The organism is Sulfitobacter sp. 1A12779, from assembly GCF_043557315.1.
GTDB lineage: Bacteria > Pseudomonadota > Alphaproteobacteria > Rhodobacterales > Rhodobacteraceae > Sulfitobacter > Sulfitobacter faviae.
Genome location: NZ_JBIFFU010000023.1, coordinates 1 through 15,746, shown reverse-complemented (window position 1 = coordinate 15,746; position 15,746 = coordinate 1). Strand labels below are relative to the sequence as shown.

The window sequence follows — 15,746 nt, the reverse complement described above, 5'->3', positions numbered from 1 at the left end:
AAAACTCCTCGATGTTCTTCCTTAAATAGTTGCTCGGTATCCCGAAGTCGACTGCCCGCGCTGTTACATTTGGCTACAAACACGGGATGGGCGTCCCTTGGTGAAAATGACTATGTTGGCGGCATGAGCGATCTGCCACGCATCCTTGTCGTCGATGACCATTCAGAGATTCGGAAATCCGTCACCAGTTATCTGGAACGCAACGGCATGCGTGCTTCAGCGGCGGAAAATGCAGTTGAGATGGACGCAAGGCTGGCGGAAGCGCATTTCGATCTGATTGTCCTCGATTTGATGATGCCGGGGGAAGACGGGCTGTCCGCGTGCAGGCGATTGCGCAAGGAAGGGCATATTCCGATCCTGATGCTGACCGCATTGGGTGACGACGAAGACCGCATCGCGGGTCTGGATGGCGGGGCAGACGATTATCTCGCCAAGCCGTTTAATCCCAAGGAACTGGTGGCGCGGATCAACGCGATATTGCGTCGGACGCAGCTGATCCCAAAACCGAATGGTTTTGCGGGGAAAACGTTGAAGTTTGCACACCTAAAGCTGGATTTCGATGGCCGCACACTGATTGACCAAGGCGGTTCGCGTACGCAACTTACATCCGGTGAACTCAAACTCCTGACCCTGTTCCTGCAAAGGCCAAGGACGGTCATTGGCCGCGACGAGCTGCTCAAATTGAGCACCGGCCGGGTCGCCGGTCCATTGGACCGAACCATCGACAATCAGGTGAGCCGGTTGCGCCGGAAGATGGAAGAGGACGTTTTGCGCCCGAAGATCATCGCGACTGTCCGGCATGGGGGGTATAGTCTTTCCTGCGATGTCGAGATTTGCGAATGAAGCTGCTTCCGCGGACGTTGCGTGCACAGATTGCCCTTCTGGTCCTCGGTGTCTTGATCCTCGCGCAAGCTCTGAGTCTTTGGTTTTTCGTTGATGAACGCTCGTTAGCCATTCAGGCCGCCATCGGTGCCGAAGCCGCCGGAAGGGCCGCAAATGTCGCACAGTTGATTGAAGGCGCACCCCCGGAATTGCATGCCCAGATCGTCCGCGCGGCAACGTCTCCGCTCGTACGGTTCGACCTTACAGACGAGCCGTCGGTTGCACACGGACAACACGATGACGGTGGAGCGGTCGAAGCGCGGATACGGGCACTGCTTCAGGAAAGCTACAGCCGGGATATCCGGGTTGAGGTTCATGAAATCGAGGGAGGTCTGCTGCCCCTTCCGAACCTGTCACCGGAAATGGCGCAAATGCACGCCGAAATGATGCAGGGCAGCCTTGCGGCCATCGAGATGGAGCTGTCCATTGCGCTGTCCGGTGGGAATTGGCTCAACATCGAGACGCGGTTCGAACGGCCGCCTCTGCAAAGGTCGCTGGCGTCCAACATATCCTTTGCACTGACTGCGGGACTTCTGCTGGTTGCAAGTTTCTGGTTTCTCCTGTCCCGATTGACCGGACCACTCAACGATCTCGCGACTGCGTCCGAACGTCTGGGTCGCGGCGCCGCCAAGGGCGATCTGCCGGTCGTAGGGCCGAAGGAAGTTCGGGATCTGACCCGATCATTCAACATCATGCAGGATCGCCTGACGCGATTTGTCAGTGACCGGACCCAGATGCTTGCAGCGCTTGCGCATGATCTGCGCTCGCCTTTGACGGCGCTTAGGGTGCGGGCCGAAATGGTGGACGACGAAGACACGCGCACGTCCTTGGTGGCGTCAAGTGAAGAGATGCAACGGATGGTCGATGCGACCCTCGATTTCGCGAAGGGCGTCGGACAGCATGAAGAGGTCCAATCGGTTGATTTGCACGATCTGATCACTGGTATGGGCTTGGACAAGGTTCAGGTGACCAGCCAAGGTCCACTCATCGTATCCGTGAAACCAAGCGCGATGGGGCGCGCGTTGAGAAACCTGATTGAGAACGCGATCCGCTACGGGAGTGAGGCCAGGGTTTCGTGGCAACGCATGGGCAGTGAGGTAGTGGTCGCCATCGACGATCAGGGGCCCGGTATTCCCGACAATCAGCTGGAGGCTGTTTTCGGACCCTATGTCAGGCTCGAGACGTCGCGATCACAGGATACCGGCGGTCATGGCCTGGGGCTGTCGATTGCGCGCAGCATCATCCTTGAGCACGGTGGTTCTATCGAACTGAAAAACCGCACTGATGGGGGTCTGCGCGCTGAAATCACGCTGCCCGTCAAACAAAGCGCCGAGTCAGCCCCGAAAGAGGAAGGCTCGCCACATATGGCGCGGGTTGTTCGTCACCTCAAACCCGACTAGTTTAGTGAGGCAAGTATATGAAACGAAGATATTTCCTGACTTCTGTTGCAGCTCTTTCGGTGAGTGGAAAAACAGCATTCGCGCATAGTGACGCAGAGCACGACCGGCGCGTCGGGCCATCTGTGGTGCCCCCGGAGCAGTTGCCGCGCCAGGTTCCGTTCACCGAGGCAGACAAACCGGGAGAAATACATGTCGATCCGAACCAGTTCGCTTTATTTTGGACTTTGCCGAACAATCGGGCAATCAGGTATACCGTCGGAATTGGCCGGGAGGGGCTCTATGAATCCGGCGAGTTCTATGTCGCGCGCAAGCAAAAGTGGCCGCGGTGGACGCCCACACCCGCCATGATAGCCAGAGATCCTGACCGATATCTTCGTTTTGCGGGCGGTGTGCCCGGTGGGCTGAACAATCCACTCGGTGCCCGCGCCTTGTATCTTTACCAGCCAGGGCGTGGGGACACCTACCTGAGAATTCACGGCACAACGGATCCGAAGACGATTGGTCGACGTGTCTCAAACGGCTGTGCAAGGCTTACCAATAATCAGATCATCGAACTCTATGAGAAGGTCCCGCTCGACACGCGTGTTGTCCTGAAACCCATCGAGGTTTGAGGCAGCAGCGCGAAGACGTGTCCGTTGGCCGGGATACATATCGTTACATAATATCAGGCCCCGGACTGTTCATGAAATGCGACCAGGCGGGTAGTCTAGTGGATAGGCAGACAACAACATGAGGCCATATGATGACCCGCAAGCAAACACGTGTAACGCGTCGAGCATTCACGGCAGGTGCCGCATCGGCAGCTTTCGCGGCCCCGTCCATCCTGCGTGCGCAGGTGGATCAAACCAGTGTCCGAAGGAATATCTCATCGTTTCGTACACACGCTTGGCAAGACCACTTTGACGCTTTGGACAAGGGTATCATCATCGCAGACACCGTTACCCGCGTGATGCAACACTGGACGGCCGATGGCGAAATGCGCATTTATCCGACATCGGTTCCCTTGTCTGACGAGCTGACAAAGCGCGGCTACACGACAGTCACGTTCAAGGACCCCGAACCTGACTGGACCCCTACACCCTCCATGCGCGAACGTGACCCGTCTTTGCCAGCCTATATGCCGCCCGGGCCGGATAACCCGTTGGGCGTCCGTGCCCTGCACCTGAGTTGGACGTACTACAGGATTCACGGCACCCATGATACGCGCAAGATCGGAAGACGCTCTTCAAGCGGGTGTATCGGTCTCTACAACGAGCAAATCATCGAGGTGTTCGAAAGGACACCGGTCGGCACGCAGGTACGATTAATCTGATGTCGAAGTCCGGCATCCTGATTGCGGCGTTTTTTGTCGTCGGTGGCGCGGTTGTGATCTGGCAGCAATTGCAGCCATCGTCTTCGATGCCCGGCCACACAATGACAACGCCTGATCTTTCGCAGACGGAAGAGGGCGCGCCGATTGCAGACGTGGTTGTGCCTGCTGAATTCTCAGCAAATGCCCAATTGGGAAAGCGTGTTTTCGATGGCGCTTGCGCCGCTTGTCACGGTGCGAATGCTGCCGGACAGAATGGCGTGGCACCGCCGCTTGTCCACAAGATCTATGAACCGAGCCATCACGGTGACGCCGCTTTTTTGCTTGCCGCGAAACAAGGTGTCAGAGCGCACCATTGGAAGTTTGGCAATATGCCGCCAGTTGAAGGCGTCACGCCCGGCGATGTGAAGATGGTTGTTGCATATGTGCGGGAACTTCAGCGCGCCAACGGGATCAATTGACAGGAATGACCAACTTGAACATGAAGATATGGATTACTGCCATTGCGATCGGGACGACCGGCGTTGCTGCCTTGGCGCATTCCGGAGCAACCGGCGTGGTGCTGGAGCGGATGCAGGGCATGTCCGCGATGGCCAAAACACTCAAGACGCTATCACCCATGATGCGGGGTCAGGTACCTTATGACGCCGATGTCGTCCGCAGGGAAGCTGGCGCGATGATCGGCCATGCCGGTGAGCAAATGACGCGACTGTTTCCTGAAGGCTCGGGTGGCGGAGTGTCCAAGGCGTTGCCGTCGGTCTGGGAAAACAGCGAAGAGTTCGCGGCCCTTGCGCAAGAGTTGAGAACAGCCGCCGAAGGATTGAAGTTGAGCGCAGGCAATGGGTTGGCCGCAGCACAGGGCAACGGTAGCGAATCAATGATGGGCGGCGCCACTGACGGGATGATGGGTGGCGGGTCCGCGCCTGCAATGGGAGGGGGCATGATGGGATCGGACCTTCCCATGACGACCGAGATGTTTGCGGACATGCCGACCGACCGTGCGTTCGCGATGGTCGCCCAGACCTGTTCGGCCTGCCACCAGAAGTTCCGCAAAGAGGACAAGTGATCAGATGCGGTGGTGGCGTTGGATCATCGGTGCGGGGGTCGTCGGCGGCATCGGCGTTGTCGCGGCAACGATAGCCTGGCCGATCGGTGCGCCAGTCTCGGACCTGACCCTGCAAGGCGATGCCCAGCGGGGGTCGTATCTGGCGCGCGCCAGTGGATGCATTGCGTGCCACACCAACTTTGAAGCTGGCGGGGCGCCATTGGCAGGAGGAGCGCCACTCCGGACCGATTTCGGGACATTCTATCCGCCAAATCTGACCACCGATGTCGAATTCGGGATTGGCGGCTGGACAGTAGAAGAGTTTGCAAAAGCGGTAAGGCAGGGAATTTCCCCGGACGGAGACCCCTATTATCCCACCTTCACCTACCCGTTTTATGCAAATTACACGGATCAGGACATTGCCGATCTGTGGGCCGCGTTCCAGACCGTGCCAGCCGTGAATGTGCCGACCCCGTCCCATGAGGTGCCTTTTCCGTTCGATCAGCGATGGGGGATGAAACTTTGGCGGGCGGCTTTTCTGACAAAGCCTGACACCGCACCAGAGGCGGACCGAAGCGATGCTTGGAACAGGGGCAAGCTGCTGGTCAACGGGGCGGCACATTGTGCTGCCTGCCACACAACGCGGAACTTTGCAGGCGCACGCATAGTATCGAAGAGGTTTTCCGGCAACGACGCCTTGCCGGGAGGTGGCAAAGCACCTTCGATCCGGACGCGCGATCTTGTGTCCGAAGGCTGGACAACAGACGATATGGCTTATGCATTGCGATCTGGCATAACGCCGTCTGGCGACGTATTTGGTGGATCAATGGCCGAAGTCGTGCGCTATGGCACGGGCTTTCTGAGCGACGCAGACCTGAATGCGATGGCCACCTACCTGCTGGACAACAAATCATAATCTTGGGAACCCACGAATGATCACGCTCAATCGCCGCCAATTTCTGGCAACATCTGCTGCGTTCAGTGGTCTGTCGGCCAGCACTGGATTTGCGGGCACGCCATTCGCGACCCTGACAGCCCAGCAAAGCGACGTGCAGCTGCTGCCCGGCAACTATGGCAAGACATCGCTTTGGTGCTTTGACGGCGGCTCACCCGGTCCGGAGATTCGCGTGGCGCAGGGGGGGCGTGTCCAGCGCAGATTGGTCAACCGGTTTTCTCAGGGAACGTCGACGCATTGGCACGGCATCCGCATCGACAATGCGATGGATGGCGTTTCCGGCCTGACACAGGATGTGGTCCAGCCGGAGGAAACATTCGACTATGACTTTACTGTCCCGGATGCCGGGACCTATTGGTACCATGCCCATAATAGGTCGTTTGAGCAGGTGGGCAGAGGGCTTTACGGTGCACTGATCGTGGAAGAGGCCGAGCCTCTCGACATTGATCGCGAGGAAGTCCTGATCCTGGATGATTGGCTTATTGACCCCGAAACCGCGCAGATCAAAGACGACTTCGGAGCGCCTCATGATCTCAGCCACGCAGGGCGCATCGGCAACCTGCTGACGACCAATGGAACCTTCAATCTGGGCCTGAGTGCACGCAAGAACGAAAGACTGCGCTTGCGGCTGATCAATGCTGCCAATGCGCGCAATTTCCAACTGGGGCTGGAAGGCCTTGACGGTTGGGCGGTTGCTTTGGACGGCATGCCCCTGGCTGCACCCATTAAGGTGACGGAGCCGATGATCCTCGCTCCGGCTCAACGGATCGACCTGATCGTCGATGTGGTCGCGGATGTTGGTGAAACGGCTCATATTCTTCAGTTCGGCCGGGAAGAGGCCTTCAGCCAGGTTACATTCGAGGTCGTTGAGTGGGGCTCGAAAAATCGTCGAGACGCGCCTTTGGCCTTGCCGCCGAACGACCACAGGATGGTCGACTTGAGTGAAGCCACGATGCTCAGCCTGAGTATGGAAGGCGGTGCCATGGGGCGGATGAGGTCCGCTTCCCTTGGGGGCGAACTCAAGCCGATCGGCGAGATCGTCGAGGCCGGGTATTTCTGGTCGTTCAACGGCAAAGTGGACGGGATCAACGGTGATCCCCTTGCGCGGCTGGACCGCGGCCAGAATGTACGATTGAAGATCGTGAACGACACGGCGTTTCCGCACGCGATGCACCTGCATGGCATTCACTTCCACGAGGTCGCCGAAAACGGCACCCTCGGACCGCTGCGTGACACGACCCTTCTTGAACGGGGTCAGACGCGCGAGATTGCCTTTGTGGCGGACAACCCGGGCCAATGGCTGCTACATTGCCACATGCTGTCGCATGCGGCTTCGGGCATGATGACCAAGATCGTCGTTGGATGACCCCGCGATCCGTCTATCTTGCGTTGGGCGTAGTTACCGTTGCGGTGGCTACCATATTCCTGTGGACCCGGTCCGGCGGAACCGACCATACGGCGGAAAACCTCATCAACTCCTCAGCCGATGTGGCCGCGGGCGAAGTCCTCTATGCCGAAAATTGCGCCGCGTGCCATGGCGCAAATCTGGAAGGTGAAGAAAACTGGCGCAGTCCGCGTGATGACGGAAGCCTGCCCGCACCGCCGCATGATGCAAGCGGCCACACTTGGCACCACGCGGACAGCATGCTGTTCGCCTACACCAAGCTGGGGGGCGCCGAGGTTCTCGCGGCGCAAGGCGTTGACTTCAACAGCGGCATGCCCGGTTTCGGCGACCAACTGAGCGACGGGGAAATCTGGGACATCCTCGCATACATCAAGTCAACATGGCCGGAGCGTGAACGCGCCACGCAAGCCGAGCGCACGGCCCAGGATATTGCCTCACAAGGAGACGGATAATGAAAAGATTCTTGGCTACCACCGCACTGTTAATGCTTCCGATCGCTGCGATTGCAGACGGCATGGACGAAGACCGGATCAAGGAACTGGTGCTGGAAGCCATCCGCGAGAATCCGGGCATCGTGTTCGAGGCCGCGCAGTTGTTCGAACAGCAACAGCAGGCGTTGCAGGCGCAAGCCGCAGCGCAGGTTTTCGATACGGAAAAAGCCACGCTTGAAAATGATCCCAATGCGCCCGTTCTGGGCAATCCGGATGGCGATATCACGGTTGTCGAATTCTTCGACTACAACTGCCCCTATTGCCGCCGGGTTAAACCTGAAATGGAGGCCCTGCTCGCTGCTGATCCCAACGTCAGGGTCGTTTACCGGGAATGGCCCATTCTGGGGGACGGGTCGGTTTTTGCCGCCCGCGCGGCGCTGGCGTCCCGAAACCAGGGCAAATATGAAGAGTTTCATTGGGCCATGATGCAACTGAAGGAACGCGCAGAGGAAGCATCGATTCTCCGCACTGCGGAAGACATCGGCCTCGATGTTGCACAGTTGCGTCGCGACATGAACGGACCGGAAATCGAAGAACACATACAGACTTCCATGCGGCTTGCGCAATCTCTGGGGTTCAGTGGCACACCTTCATTTGTGATCGGCGACAGTCTTGCGCCGGGCCTGATCCAGGCGGACCAGATGATCGAGCTTGTCGATCAGGCACGGGCCGCCGAATAAGGACAATCCTACGCGGCTGAAGCGTCGTAGCCAGCGTCAGCGATGGCTTGCCGCACGGTCGCCTGTTCCAATGTGCTTTGGACAGTGACAAGGCGAAGGTCCAGATCGGCCGTGACAACGGCTGATGGATCCTTTGCCTTGATGCCGCTTTCTATAGCGGATGTGCAGTGTCCACAGCTCATTTTCGGGACGGAAAAAATCATGAAGGCCTCCATTTTTGGTACAACCTCAGACTTGGTCGTTCCATCGGGAGGAAGGTCAAGCAAATATCAAAAAAAATTAGATACTCTCTTGAGCTTCCAGCAACTGGAAGCCCTATATCAGGGTAAGTTCAACCGAGGAGGCCCTCATGACCGACCCCAATACGATACGTCTATCCGTTTCCGGCATGAACTGTGCGTCTTGTGTGGGCAGGGTTGAGAAGGCTTTGAACGAGGTTCCGGGCCTTTCGAACGTCAGTGTCAACCTTGTGAACGAAACGGCTCAATTTCAGATGGATAATCCGGCCACCACGGGCGTGGCGGTCACGGCCCTCTCGAACGCCGGATACCCGGCACGGACGGGGCGCGTAACATTGAACGTAGACGCCATGTCCTGCGCGTCCTGTGTCGGTCGGGTTGAAAAGGCGCTTGTACGGACACCCGGCGTATTGAATGCGGCGGTCAATCTGGCAACCGAAACGGCTGTGGTAGAGTATCTGCCAGATGCCATCACCCCGGAAAAGATTGCCCGGATCAGTACGGAGGCGGGGTACCCGGCCGAGATTGCGCAGAGCGATGCGCACGAGGACCGATCGGACCGCAAGGCAGAAGAAGCCGACGCGCTGGCGCGCCGTGTCATCCTTGCCGCGATCCTGACCGTGCCGGTGTTCGTTCTGGAAATGGGAAAACATACCATACCCGGCTTTGAGGGCCTGATTGAGAGCACAATCGGCATTCAAACGTCATGGCTGATCCAATTCGCGCTTGCCACGGTGGTTCTTTTCGGACCGGGTTGGGGGTTCTTTGCGAAGGGCATTCCGGCGTTGATCAAGCGTGCCCCGGATATGAACAGCCTTGTCGCACTGGGAACCGGGGCGGCGTGGACTTATTCCGTAGTCGCGACCTTCCTGCCTCAGGTGCTGCCTGACGGTGTGCGCGCCGTCTATTTCGAAGCAGCGGCGGTTATTGTCGTTCTGATCTTGTTGGGTCGCTGGCTTGAAGCGCGGGCCAAGGGCAAGACCGGTGCAGCCATTCAGGCCCTTCTTGGTCTGCAGGCAAAGACAGCCAGGGTCCTGCGTGACGGGCAGGCGACCGAGGTTGACATCAAGGAACTGCGGATCGGCGATCAGATCCTCGTGCGTCCCGGTGAAAGGCTGCCTGTCGATGGCGAGGTCACAGAAGGATCAAGCAACGTCGATGAAAGCATGATCACCGGTGAACCCCTCGCCGTGCCAAAGGCTGCTGGCGAACCGGTGACCGGCGGCACGGTGAACGGCACCGGGAGCCTGACCATAACGGCGACGCGAGTCGGGGCGGATACCACGCTGGCGCAGATTATCCGCATGGTCGAAGATGCTCAGGGGGCCAAGCTGCCGATCCAAGGCCTAGTGGATCGCGTGACCATGTGGTTCGTGCCTGCCGTTCTGGTTCTGGCGCTTGCGACTGTGGTTGTCTGGCTGCTGGTCGGTCCCGATCCGGCTCTGACCTTTGCGCTTGTGGCGGGTGTCTCCGTTCTGATCATTGCGTGCCCCTGCGCCATGGGGTTGGCCACGCCCACCTCGATCATGGTGGGGACAGGACGCGCGGCTGAGATGGGGGTGTTCTTCCGCAAGGGAGATGCGCTGCAACATCTGGATGAAGTTGGCGTTGTCGCATTGGACAAGACCGGGACGGTCACGCAAGGGCAACCCAGTTTGACAGACCTCATCACGGCCGACGGCTTTGACCGGGCAGAGACACTCGCCCTCATCGCATCTGTCGAGGCGCAGTCTGAGCACCCGGTGGCAGAGGCCATTGTGCAGTCCGCAAAGAGCGAAGGCCTGTCCTGGCCCGATGCGACGGAATTCCGGTCCGTGACCGGCTACGGTGTCGAGGCGCTTGTCCAGGGCCGCAAGGTTCATGTCGGTGCGGATCGCTTCATGGTGCAGCAGGGCATTGACACCAGCCCGCTGGAAGACCGCGAAAGGGCCTTGGCCGAAAAGGGACGCACCGCGCTTTATGCTGCGGTGGACGGATCCCTGGCGGCCGTGATTGCCGTGGCAGACCCGGTCAAATCCTCCAGCGCCGAAGTGATCGCAGCTCTGCATGATCGAGGGATCAAGGTCGCGATGATCACCGGAGACAAGAAGGCCACGGCAGATGCCATCGCCCGCGAGGTCGGGATCGACCATGTCATTGCAGGGGTGTTGCCGGATGGAAAAGTCGCCGCCCTGGACGAATTGCGGCAAGGGAACAGCAAGATCGCCTTTGTCGGAGACGGCATCAACGACGCGCCAGCGCTGGCCCATGCCGATGTCGGCATCGCCATCGGAACCGGCACGGATGTCGCAATCGAAAGCGCCGACGTGGTGTTGATGTCGGGCGACCTGCGCGGCGTGGTGAATGCCATCGACGTGTCGCGCAAGACCATGCGCAACATACGGCAGAACCTTATCTGGGCCTTTGGCTATAACGTCGCGCTGATCCCTGTGGCGGCGGGCGCGCTTTACCCGGCCTTTGGATTGCTCCTGTCGCCGGTGTTTGCCGCCGGGGCCATGGCGCTGTCCTCCGTGTCGGTTCTGACCAACGCGCTGCGGCTGCGACGGATCAAGGCGACGATGTCGGAACAGGATCCGCCCCACGACGCGGAGACGAAATTCGCAACGCAGCCCGCAGAATAGGAGACAGGTGTGAACATCGGAGAAGTATCAGAACGCGCGGGTTTGCCAGCGAAGACAATCCGCTACTACGAAGACATCGGCCTTGTCCGGCCTTTGCGCAGCGACAACGGCTATCGCGCCTTTCGCGACAGCGACATCCACAAGCTCGCATTTCTCGGTCGCGCCAGGACGTTCGGGTTCTCGATCGAAGACTGCCGCACGCTGCTTGATCTCTATGAAGATGAGACGCGGGAAAGTGCACAGGTCAAGGCTGTCGCTCAAGAGCATCTGGCCGCCGTTGACGAAAAAATCGCCCAGCTCAAGTCGATGCGAGAGACCCTGGCTCACCTCGTTGACGCCTGCCAGGGCGATCACCGCCCCGATTGTCCAATCCTGAAAGATCTGGCCAAAGACCCGTAACGCACGATGCCTGGGCCAGACATTTATGGGGTTTCATGCCGTTTCGATATATCGTCTTGAAACCCTCCAGCGCTGGAATGTTGTTCCTCCACAAATAGAATCCATGATGGAGAGATCAGATGTCTGAAGATGCGATCGGGAAATCTCGTGGCGGGTCCGACACCCGTTCAAGTGAAGGTGCAGCACATTCGGGAGGCCATTCAGGTTCATCCTATGGCCGGTTTCTGGCGATGGTCGGCACATCGACTGCGATCATGTTCGGCCTGATGTACATCAACTCGTACTCCTTCGAACATGTCTACTGGAGCGAAACCCGATTTTACATGACGTTCATCATGGGCGCGACGATGGCGACCGTGATGCTCCTTTTCATGTTGAACATGTACAAGAACAAGGGCGTCAACGCCGCGATCATTCTCGGGTCTGTCGTGATGTTCGCCGGCGCGCTCTGGCTCGTGAGAAGCCAGGAGACCATTCAGGACGAAAGCTGGATGAGCGCGATGATTCCGCACCACTCCATTGCGATCATGACAAGCGAACGGGCCGAGCTGACAGATCCAAGGGTCGAGGCGCTGGCTTCGGAAATTGTGACGGCGCAAAACCGCGAAATTTCCGAAATGCGTTTCCTCATAGATGACATTGAGGCAAATGGCGAAGCCGGTCCTGAATGGCCACTTGGTGAAGCGGACGGTCCGGCTGAAATGGAGGGGCTTCAAGAAGCGATTGCAACCCCGGTGATTGCCGGAATCCGTCCTGCACCGCTCAAAGCCGAAGAAATAACACGCGCACTGGGGTCCGACGGACAATGCCGTTTCATTCGCGCCGTGAACGCCGATCCCATTCTGGTCACGGACGGGGCGGGGAACGGCGTCGCCAAGATATCCGGATCGCTGGTCAACTTCACGTCGCAAGACACAGTGACGTCCGGTGGCGTCCTGTCTGCCGATGGTGGCCAATTCACGCTGGCGCCGGGTGACGCGGACGGTGAAGACGCCACCCTGCTGTTTGAATTGACGGGAGAGACGCCTCTGACTGTCGGATTTACCGGGTATTGGACCTGCAACGGTTAAAGGATTTAAAGGAACGCGTCATGACGAGAGAGGCAAAATCCACCCCGAAGACGGCGGTTTTGTACCGAATGGTGATGGAGGAGCATGTTTGTCCCTATGGGCTGAAAATCGAAGGACCTGCTTGAGCGGGAGGGGTATTCGATTGAGGACCGGCCTCTGAACACCCGCGAGGAAACGGATGCTTTCATGGAAGAACACGGTGTCGAAACGACTCCGCAGACCTTTATCGGCAATGAAAGAATTGGTGGCTATGACGCGCTGAGGGAATTTTTCGGCCAGGACGTAAAGGATGACGACGAGACGACTTATCAACCCGTCATTGCGATATTCGCGGTCGCATTCCTTATGGCGCTTGGTCTCAGTTGGGCGTTTTACGGTTCGATCCTGACGCTGCGGGCATTCGAGTGGTTCATCGCGATCTCGATGAGCTTTCTTGCTGTTCAAAAACTGCAGGACGTCGAGACGTTTTCCACGATGTTTCTGAACTACGATCTGCTTGCCCAGAAATGGGTGCGCTATGGCTATGTCTATCCCTTCGGCGAAGCACTTGCCGGTATTCTCATGGTCGCCGGTGCCTTGGTCTGGATCAGCGCGCCTGTTGCACTGTTCATCGGTACGGTCGGAGCGGCTTCAGTTTTCAAGGCCGTCTACATCGATAAGCGCGAGATCAAGTGCGCCTGCGTGGGCGGCGGTTCAAACGTGCCGCTGGGTTTCGTGTCCCTGACCGAAAACCTGATGATGATATTCATGGGCGTCTGGATGTCGGCGCGTGCGATGGGCCTCTTTTAGGCCTGACCATCCGTTTTCAAAGCGGTCACAGGGTCGCCAAGTGCAGCCCTGCTCAGCGCGTCGAGAACGGCTTCGGACGTCAGAACCTCGGACAGGATGATCCCGTCTGGCGCGTTTGGCCCGTAGACGATGTTGAACGGGATGCCAAACCTGTTGTGGCTTTCCAGATACCGGGAAATGTCAGTGCTGGGCCTAGTCCAGTCTGCCCGCATCGCAACGACATTATCACCCCGCAGTTGGTCGACCACGGGCGCACGGTCCAGCACCAGCGTCTTGTTGGCCTTGCACGTCAGGCACCAGTCTGCGGTCACGTCGACAAAGACGGTTTTTCCCTGCGACACCAGTTTCGGTATCTCGGAGCGATCGAACGCGACCCAGTCCTGGCCCACCGCTCTCGTCTGCGGCGGGATTGTCAGCGCCGTCGGCACCAGAAGGCTGAGAACAGCAACCACCACCAGCGCTGTCGGGCGCGTCAATCTGCCCGGCAAACGTATTGTTGCGAGAAGAATGAAAAGGCTCGTCATAAGCAGCACGGTCATGGCCACCCGGCCACCCGCCACCCCTATCAGTACCCAGAGCAGCCAGATCGCGGTCCCGGCCAGAAGACCGGCAAGCACCCATTTGACGACAACCATCCAACGTCCCGGCCTGGGCAACAACCGGACCAGACCAGGCTTCCCCGCCAGAACCAGATAGGGCAGGGAGAGCCCAAGCCCCAGAGCCGTGAAAACGAGAATGACATCAATCGGGCGCCCGGACAGGGCAAAGGCAACCGCTGTCCCCAAAAACGGGGCCGAGCAGGGCGTGGCCAGCACCGCCGCGAAGGCGCCTGTTGCAAAATCTCCGCCATACCCGTCGCGACCGCTTGATCTGGCCAGCCGTGACTGCAACCCGGAGGGCAATGAAACTTCGAACACCCCGAACAGATTGGCAGAGAACACGGCAAGCACCAGAAACATGACGGTCAGGAAAACAGGGCTTTGGAATTGCAGGCCCCACCCAACGGTGACGCCGACGGATTGCAGAACCAGAATGATTGCGGCGAGGGCCCACATGAACACCAGAACGCCAAGCGCCGACATCAGGAACCCATTCCGGACCTCGTGCGCTGGCTTGTTTCCATGATTGAGAACCGATGTCAGCTTGATGGACAGGACAGGCAGAACACAGGGCATGACATTCAGGATCAGACCGCCAAGAAAGGCAAAGGCCGCAATCGCCAGGATTTGCGTCAGATCCGGCAGGTTCGCCATAACCTCGAATGGTGCACCCGGGATGCGGTCTGACCAAGCGGGCTGCGCTGTCACCGCGCGTGATCCATCGGTCAAAGTCAGTTGCAGGGGCGGCGGATCCTCCCCTTGCGCGAGAAGAGGCAGCTTGGCCCAAAGGGCTGTTCCCGCATCATCGGTTCGGATGTCCGGTTTGCCAAAGGTGAATTCCGGCCCCAGTTCCGGAAAGATATCCGGCTTCACAAAGGCATTCGCACTGCGCGCCGTCACATAAAGCGCATCATCCGCGATCACCGCCGTTTCGACAATGATGTCGCTCTCTTCGGGACCAAGCGGCACCCGCTGGGCATACTCCGAAATCAGGCCCGCCGCCTTCGCGTCAATCCCGGTGCCCGCCGGAATTGTCAGTGCGAGATCGAAATCATGCGGCACACAGACAGTCGAGCACGCCAGCAATGAAACACGCGCCTGCAATGTTGCGGACTGGCCCGCAGTTTCGAGAACTGCCTGAATGGGCAGGACGACACGGGTCTTGTAGCCAAAATTCTCGATGCCGAATGCCGTGAAGCGCTCAGGCGCGGGCCAGAGCATCTGTGCGCTCACCAGATTTTCCGATCCATCCCATGAAATTTCAGGCGGCAGACCCACCTCGCCGGGCGAACGCCAATAGGCTTTCCAGCCCTCGGCCAGCTCGACATCCAGGCCAAGGGAAAGGGTTCTGGAGGTTTCCGCGACCCCATTTTCAACGGAGATGAGCCGGGCCGTGATTGTTGAATTCTCGTAGGTATCGCTCGATGCAGCAAAGCCCATGGAGGCCCAAAGGCAAGCCATGAGAAGGAAGAATAGGCGCAACGTGGTTCGCATCATCTTTTGGCTCGCTTCCACCCTTGTCCCGAGATCGAAATCCGAAGCACCTCTATGGCTGCATCTCCCGGTTGGTCAACTTTACAAACGGATACAATGTCGTTTGTGAAGCCATCCCGCTGCGAGAATAACGCGACGAAGTCCGCGTTCGTAGCAGGAAGGCCAATAGAAGCTTTTTTCTTCATTGAACATTTCAATCGCAACCGCGGCCTCCAACCTTCCAGCGCTGGAAATTGAAACCAAATGCGGATGACTTAGTTGAACGCTTAGCAATTGAGAGAAGGAAGAAGAGGTGTTGTCACATTAACGGTCCTGAGGTTGCTGGTTCATTGATCTGGGCGTAGGCGGTGTCGATGCAGACACAAAAG

General features: G+C 58.4%; 15 protein-coding genes and 1 pseudogene. 14 read left to right on the top strand and 2 right to left on the bottom strand.

Features of this window, described 5'->3' with window-relative positions; all coding sequences use genetic code 11:
* Positions 1-123: 123 nt before the first annotated feature.
* The 10 genes from ACGYLQ_RS17605 (at position 124) to ACGYLQ_RS17560 (ending at position 8,167) form a co-directional block, all read left to right on the top strand.
* On the top strand, positions 124-843 hold the full coding sequence (locus ACGYLQ_RS17605) for a response regulator (protein ID WP_394444156.1): 720 nt from the start codon (positions 124-126) through the stop codon (positions 841-843).
* Complete coding sequence (locus tag ACGYLQ_RS17600) at positions 840-2,282, top strand: ATP-binding protein (RefSeq protein WP_050672446.1); 1,443 nt, start codon at positions 840-842, stop codon at positions 2,280-2,282. The genes ACGYLQ_RS17605 and ACGYLQ_RS17600 overlap by 4 nt, the downstream gene beginning before the upstream one ends.
* A 17-nt stretch (positions 2,283-2,299) precedes the next feature.
* Positions 2,300-2,893, top strand: coding sequence for a L,D-transpeptidase (locus ACGYLQ_RS17595; protein WP_005619183.1), 594 nt, complete (start codon positions 2,300-2,302; stop codon positions 2,891-2,893).
* A 128-nt stretch (positions 2,894-3,021) separates the two neighbouring features.
* On the top strand, positions 3,022-3,594 hold the full coding sequence (locus ACGYLQ_RS17590) for a L,D-transpeptidase (RefSeq protein WP_043847205.1): 573 nt from the start codon (positions 3,022-3,024) through the stop codon (positions 3,592-3,594).
* The gene (locus ACGYLQ_RS17585) at positions 3,594-4,052 is read left to right on the top strand and encodes a cytochrome c (RefSeq protein ID WP_005619178.1); all 459 of its coding nucleotides are present in this window, start codon (positions 3,594-3,596) and stop codon (positions 4,050-4,052) included. The genes ACGYLQ_RS17590 and ACGYLQ_RS17585 overlap by 1 nt, the downstream gene beginning before the upstream one ends.
* Positions 4,053-4,057: 5 nt before the next feature.
* Positions 4,058-4,657 carry a cytochrome c gene (locus tag ACGYLQ_RS17580; RefSeq protein ID WP_009824484.1) on the top strand — a complete coding sequence of 200 codons (600 nt, stop codon included), beginning with the start codon at positions 4,058-4,060 and terminating at the stop codon, positions 4,655-4,657.
* A 4-nt stretch (positions 4,658-4,661) separates the two neighbouring features.
* The gene (locus ACGYLQ_RS17575) at positions 4,662-5,552 is read left to right on the top strand and encodes a cytochrome c (RefSeq protein WP_009824485.1); all 891 of its coding nucleotides are present in this window, start codon (positions 4,662-4,664) and stop codon (positions 5,550-5,552) included.
* A gap of 16 nt (positions 5,553-5,568) precedes the next feature.
* Positions 5,569-6,957, top strand: a complete 1,389-nt coding sequence (locus ACGYLQ_RS17570) for a multicopper oxidase family protein (RefSeq protein ID WP_050686572.1) — start codon at positions 5,569-5,571, stop codon at positions 6,955-6,957.
* The gene (locus ACGYLQ_RS17565; RefSeq protein WP_005619169.1) at positions 6,954-7,448 is read left to right on the top strand and encodes a cytochrome c; all 495 of its coding nucleotides are present in this window, start codon (positions 6,954-6,956) and stop codon (positions 7,446-7,448) included. Before ACGYLQ_RS17570 ends, ACGYLQ_RS17565 begins: the two co-directional genes overlap by 4 nt.
* Positions 7,448-8,167, top strand: coding sequence for a DsbA family protein (locus ACGYLQ_RS17560; protein ID WP_043847202.1), 720 nt, complete (start codon positions 7,448-7,450; stop codon positions 8,165-8,167). Before ACGYLQ_RS17565 ends, ACGYLQ_RS17560 begins: the two co-directional genes overlap by 1 nt.
* Before the next feature lie 8 nt (positions 8,168-8,175).
* On the opposite strand, the gene ACGYLQ_RS17555 is transcribed toward ACGYLQ_RS17560, so the two are convergent.
* Positions 8,176-8,370: a heavy-metal-associated domain-containing protein gene (locus tag ACGYLQ_RS17555; RefSeq protein ID WP_043847225.1), complete on the bottom strand. Its 195-nt coding sequence runs from the start codon at positions 8,368-8,370 to the stop codon at positions 8,176-8,178.
* Positions 8,371-8,516: 146 nt separating this feature from the next.
* Between ACGYLQ_RS17555 and ACGYLQ_RS17550 the strand changes: the two genes are divergently transcribed.
* The 4 genes and pseudogenes from ACGYLQ_RS17550 to ACGYLQ_RS17535 all read left to right on the top strand — a co-directional run bounded on the left by ACGYLQ_RS17550 (position 8,517) and on the right by ACGYLQ_RS17535 (position 13,285).
* Positions 8,517-11,027 (top strand): heavy metal translocating P-type ATPase, encoded by a 2,511-nt coding sequence (locus ACGYLQ_RS17550; protein WP_043847201.1) that lies wholly within the window; start codon positions 8,517-8,519, stop codon positions 11,025-11,027.
* 9 nt (positions 11,028-11,036) lie between these two features.
* Positions 11,037-11,426: a Cu(I)-responsive transcriptional regulator gene (cueR, locus tag ACGYLQ_RS17545; protein ID WP_005619161.1), complete on the top strand. Its 390-nt coding sequence runs from the start codon at positions 11,037-11,039 to the stop codon at positions 11,424-11,426.
* Between the two features lie 119 nt (positions 11,427-11,545).
* Positions 11,546-12,496 carry a DUF305 domain-containing protein gene (locus tag ACGYLQ_RS17540; RefSeq protein ID WP_050686576.1) on the top strand — a complete coding sequence of 317 codons (951 nt, stop codon included), beginning with the start codon at positions 11,546-11,548 and terminating at the stop codon, positions 12,494-12,496.
* A gap of 68 nt (positions 12,497-12,564) precedes the next feature.
* A pseudogene (locus ACGYLQ_RS17535) lies at positions 12,565-13,285 on the top strand (MauE/DoxX family redox-associated membrane protein).
* Here ACGYLQ_RS17535 and ACGYLQ_RS17530 read toward each other — a convergent pair.
* Positions 13,282-15,378: a protein-disulfide reductase DsbD family protein gene (locus ACGYLQ_RS17530; protein ID WP_394386567.1), complete on the bottom strand. Its 2,097-nt coding sequence runs from the start codon at positions 15,376-15,378 to the stop codon at positions 13,282-13,284. The pseudogene ACGYLQ_RS17535 and the gene ACGYLQ_RS17530 overlap by 4 nt on opposite strands.
* Between the last annotated feature and the right edge of the window lie 368 nt (positions 15,379-15,746).

Coding starts and splice junctions, on each gene's coding strand:
- ACGYLQ_RS17565 (WP_005619169.1), top strand. CDS start 6,954: ATGACCCCGCGATCCGTCTATCTTGCGTTGGGCGTAGTTACCGTTGCG.
- ACGYLQ_RS17570 (WP_050686572.1), top strand. CDS start 5,569: ATGATCACGCTCAATCGCCGCCAATTTCTGGCAACATCTGCTGCGTTC.
- ACGYLQ_RS17605 (WP_394444156.1), top strand. CDS start 124: ATGAGCGATCTGCCACGCATCCTTGTCGTCGATGACCATTCAGAGATT.
- ACGYLQ_RS17590 (WP_043847205.1), top strand. CDS start 3,022: ATGATGACCCGCAAGCAAACACGTGTAACGCGTCGAGCATTCACGGCA.
- ACGYLQ_RS17540 (WP_050686576.1), top strand. CDS start 11,546: ATGTCTGAAGATGCGATCGGGAAATCTCGTGGCGGGTCCGACACCCGT.
- ACGYLQ_RS17550 (WP_043847201.1), top strand. CDS start 8,517: ATGACCGACCCCAATACGATACGTCTATCCGTTTCCGGCATGAACTGT.
- ACGYLQ_RS17580 (WP_009824484.1), top strand. CDS start 4,058: ATGACCAACTTGAACATGAAGATATGGATTACTGCCATTGCGATCGGG.
- ACGYLQ_RS17530 (WP_394386567.1), bottom strand. CDS start 15,378: ATGCGAACCACGTTGCGCCTATTCTTCCTTCTCATGGCTTGCCTTTGG.
- ACGYLQ_RS17595 (WP_005619183.1), top strand. CDS start 2,300: ATGAAACGAAGATATTTCCTGACTTCTGTTGCAGCTCTTTCGGTGAGT.
- ACGYLQ_RS17585 (WP_005619178.1), top strand. CDS start 3,594: ATGTCGAAGTCCGGCATCCTGATTGCGGCGTTTTTTGTCGTCGGTGGC.
- ACGYLQ_RS17560 (WP_043847202.1), top strand. CDS start 7,448: ATGAAAAGATTCTTGGCTACCACCGCACTGTTAATGCTTCCGATCGCT.
- ACGYLQ_RS17555 (WP_043847225.1), bottom strand. CDS start 8,370: ATGATTTTTTCCGTCCCGAAAATGAGCTGTGGACACTGCACATCCGCT.
- ACGYLQ_RS17600 (WP_050672446.1), top strand. CDS start 840: ATGAAGCTGCTTCCGCGGACGTTGCGTGCACAGATTGCCCTTCTGGTC.
- ACGYLQ_RS17575 (WP_009824485.1), top strand. CDS start 4,662: ATGCGGTGGTGGCGTTGGATCATCGGTGCGGGGGTCGTCGGCGGCATC.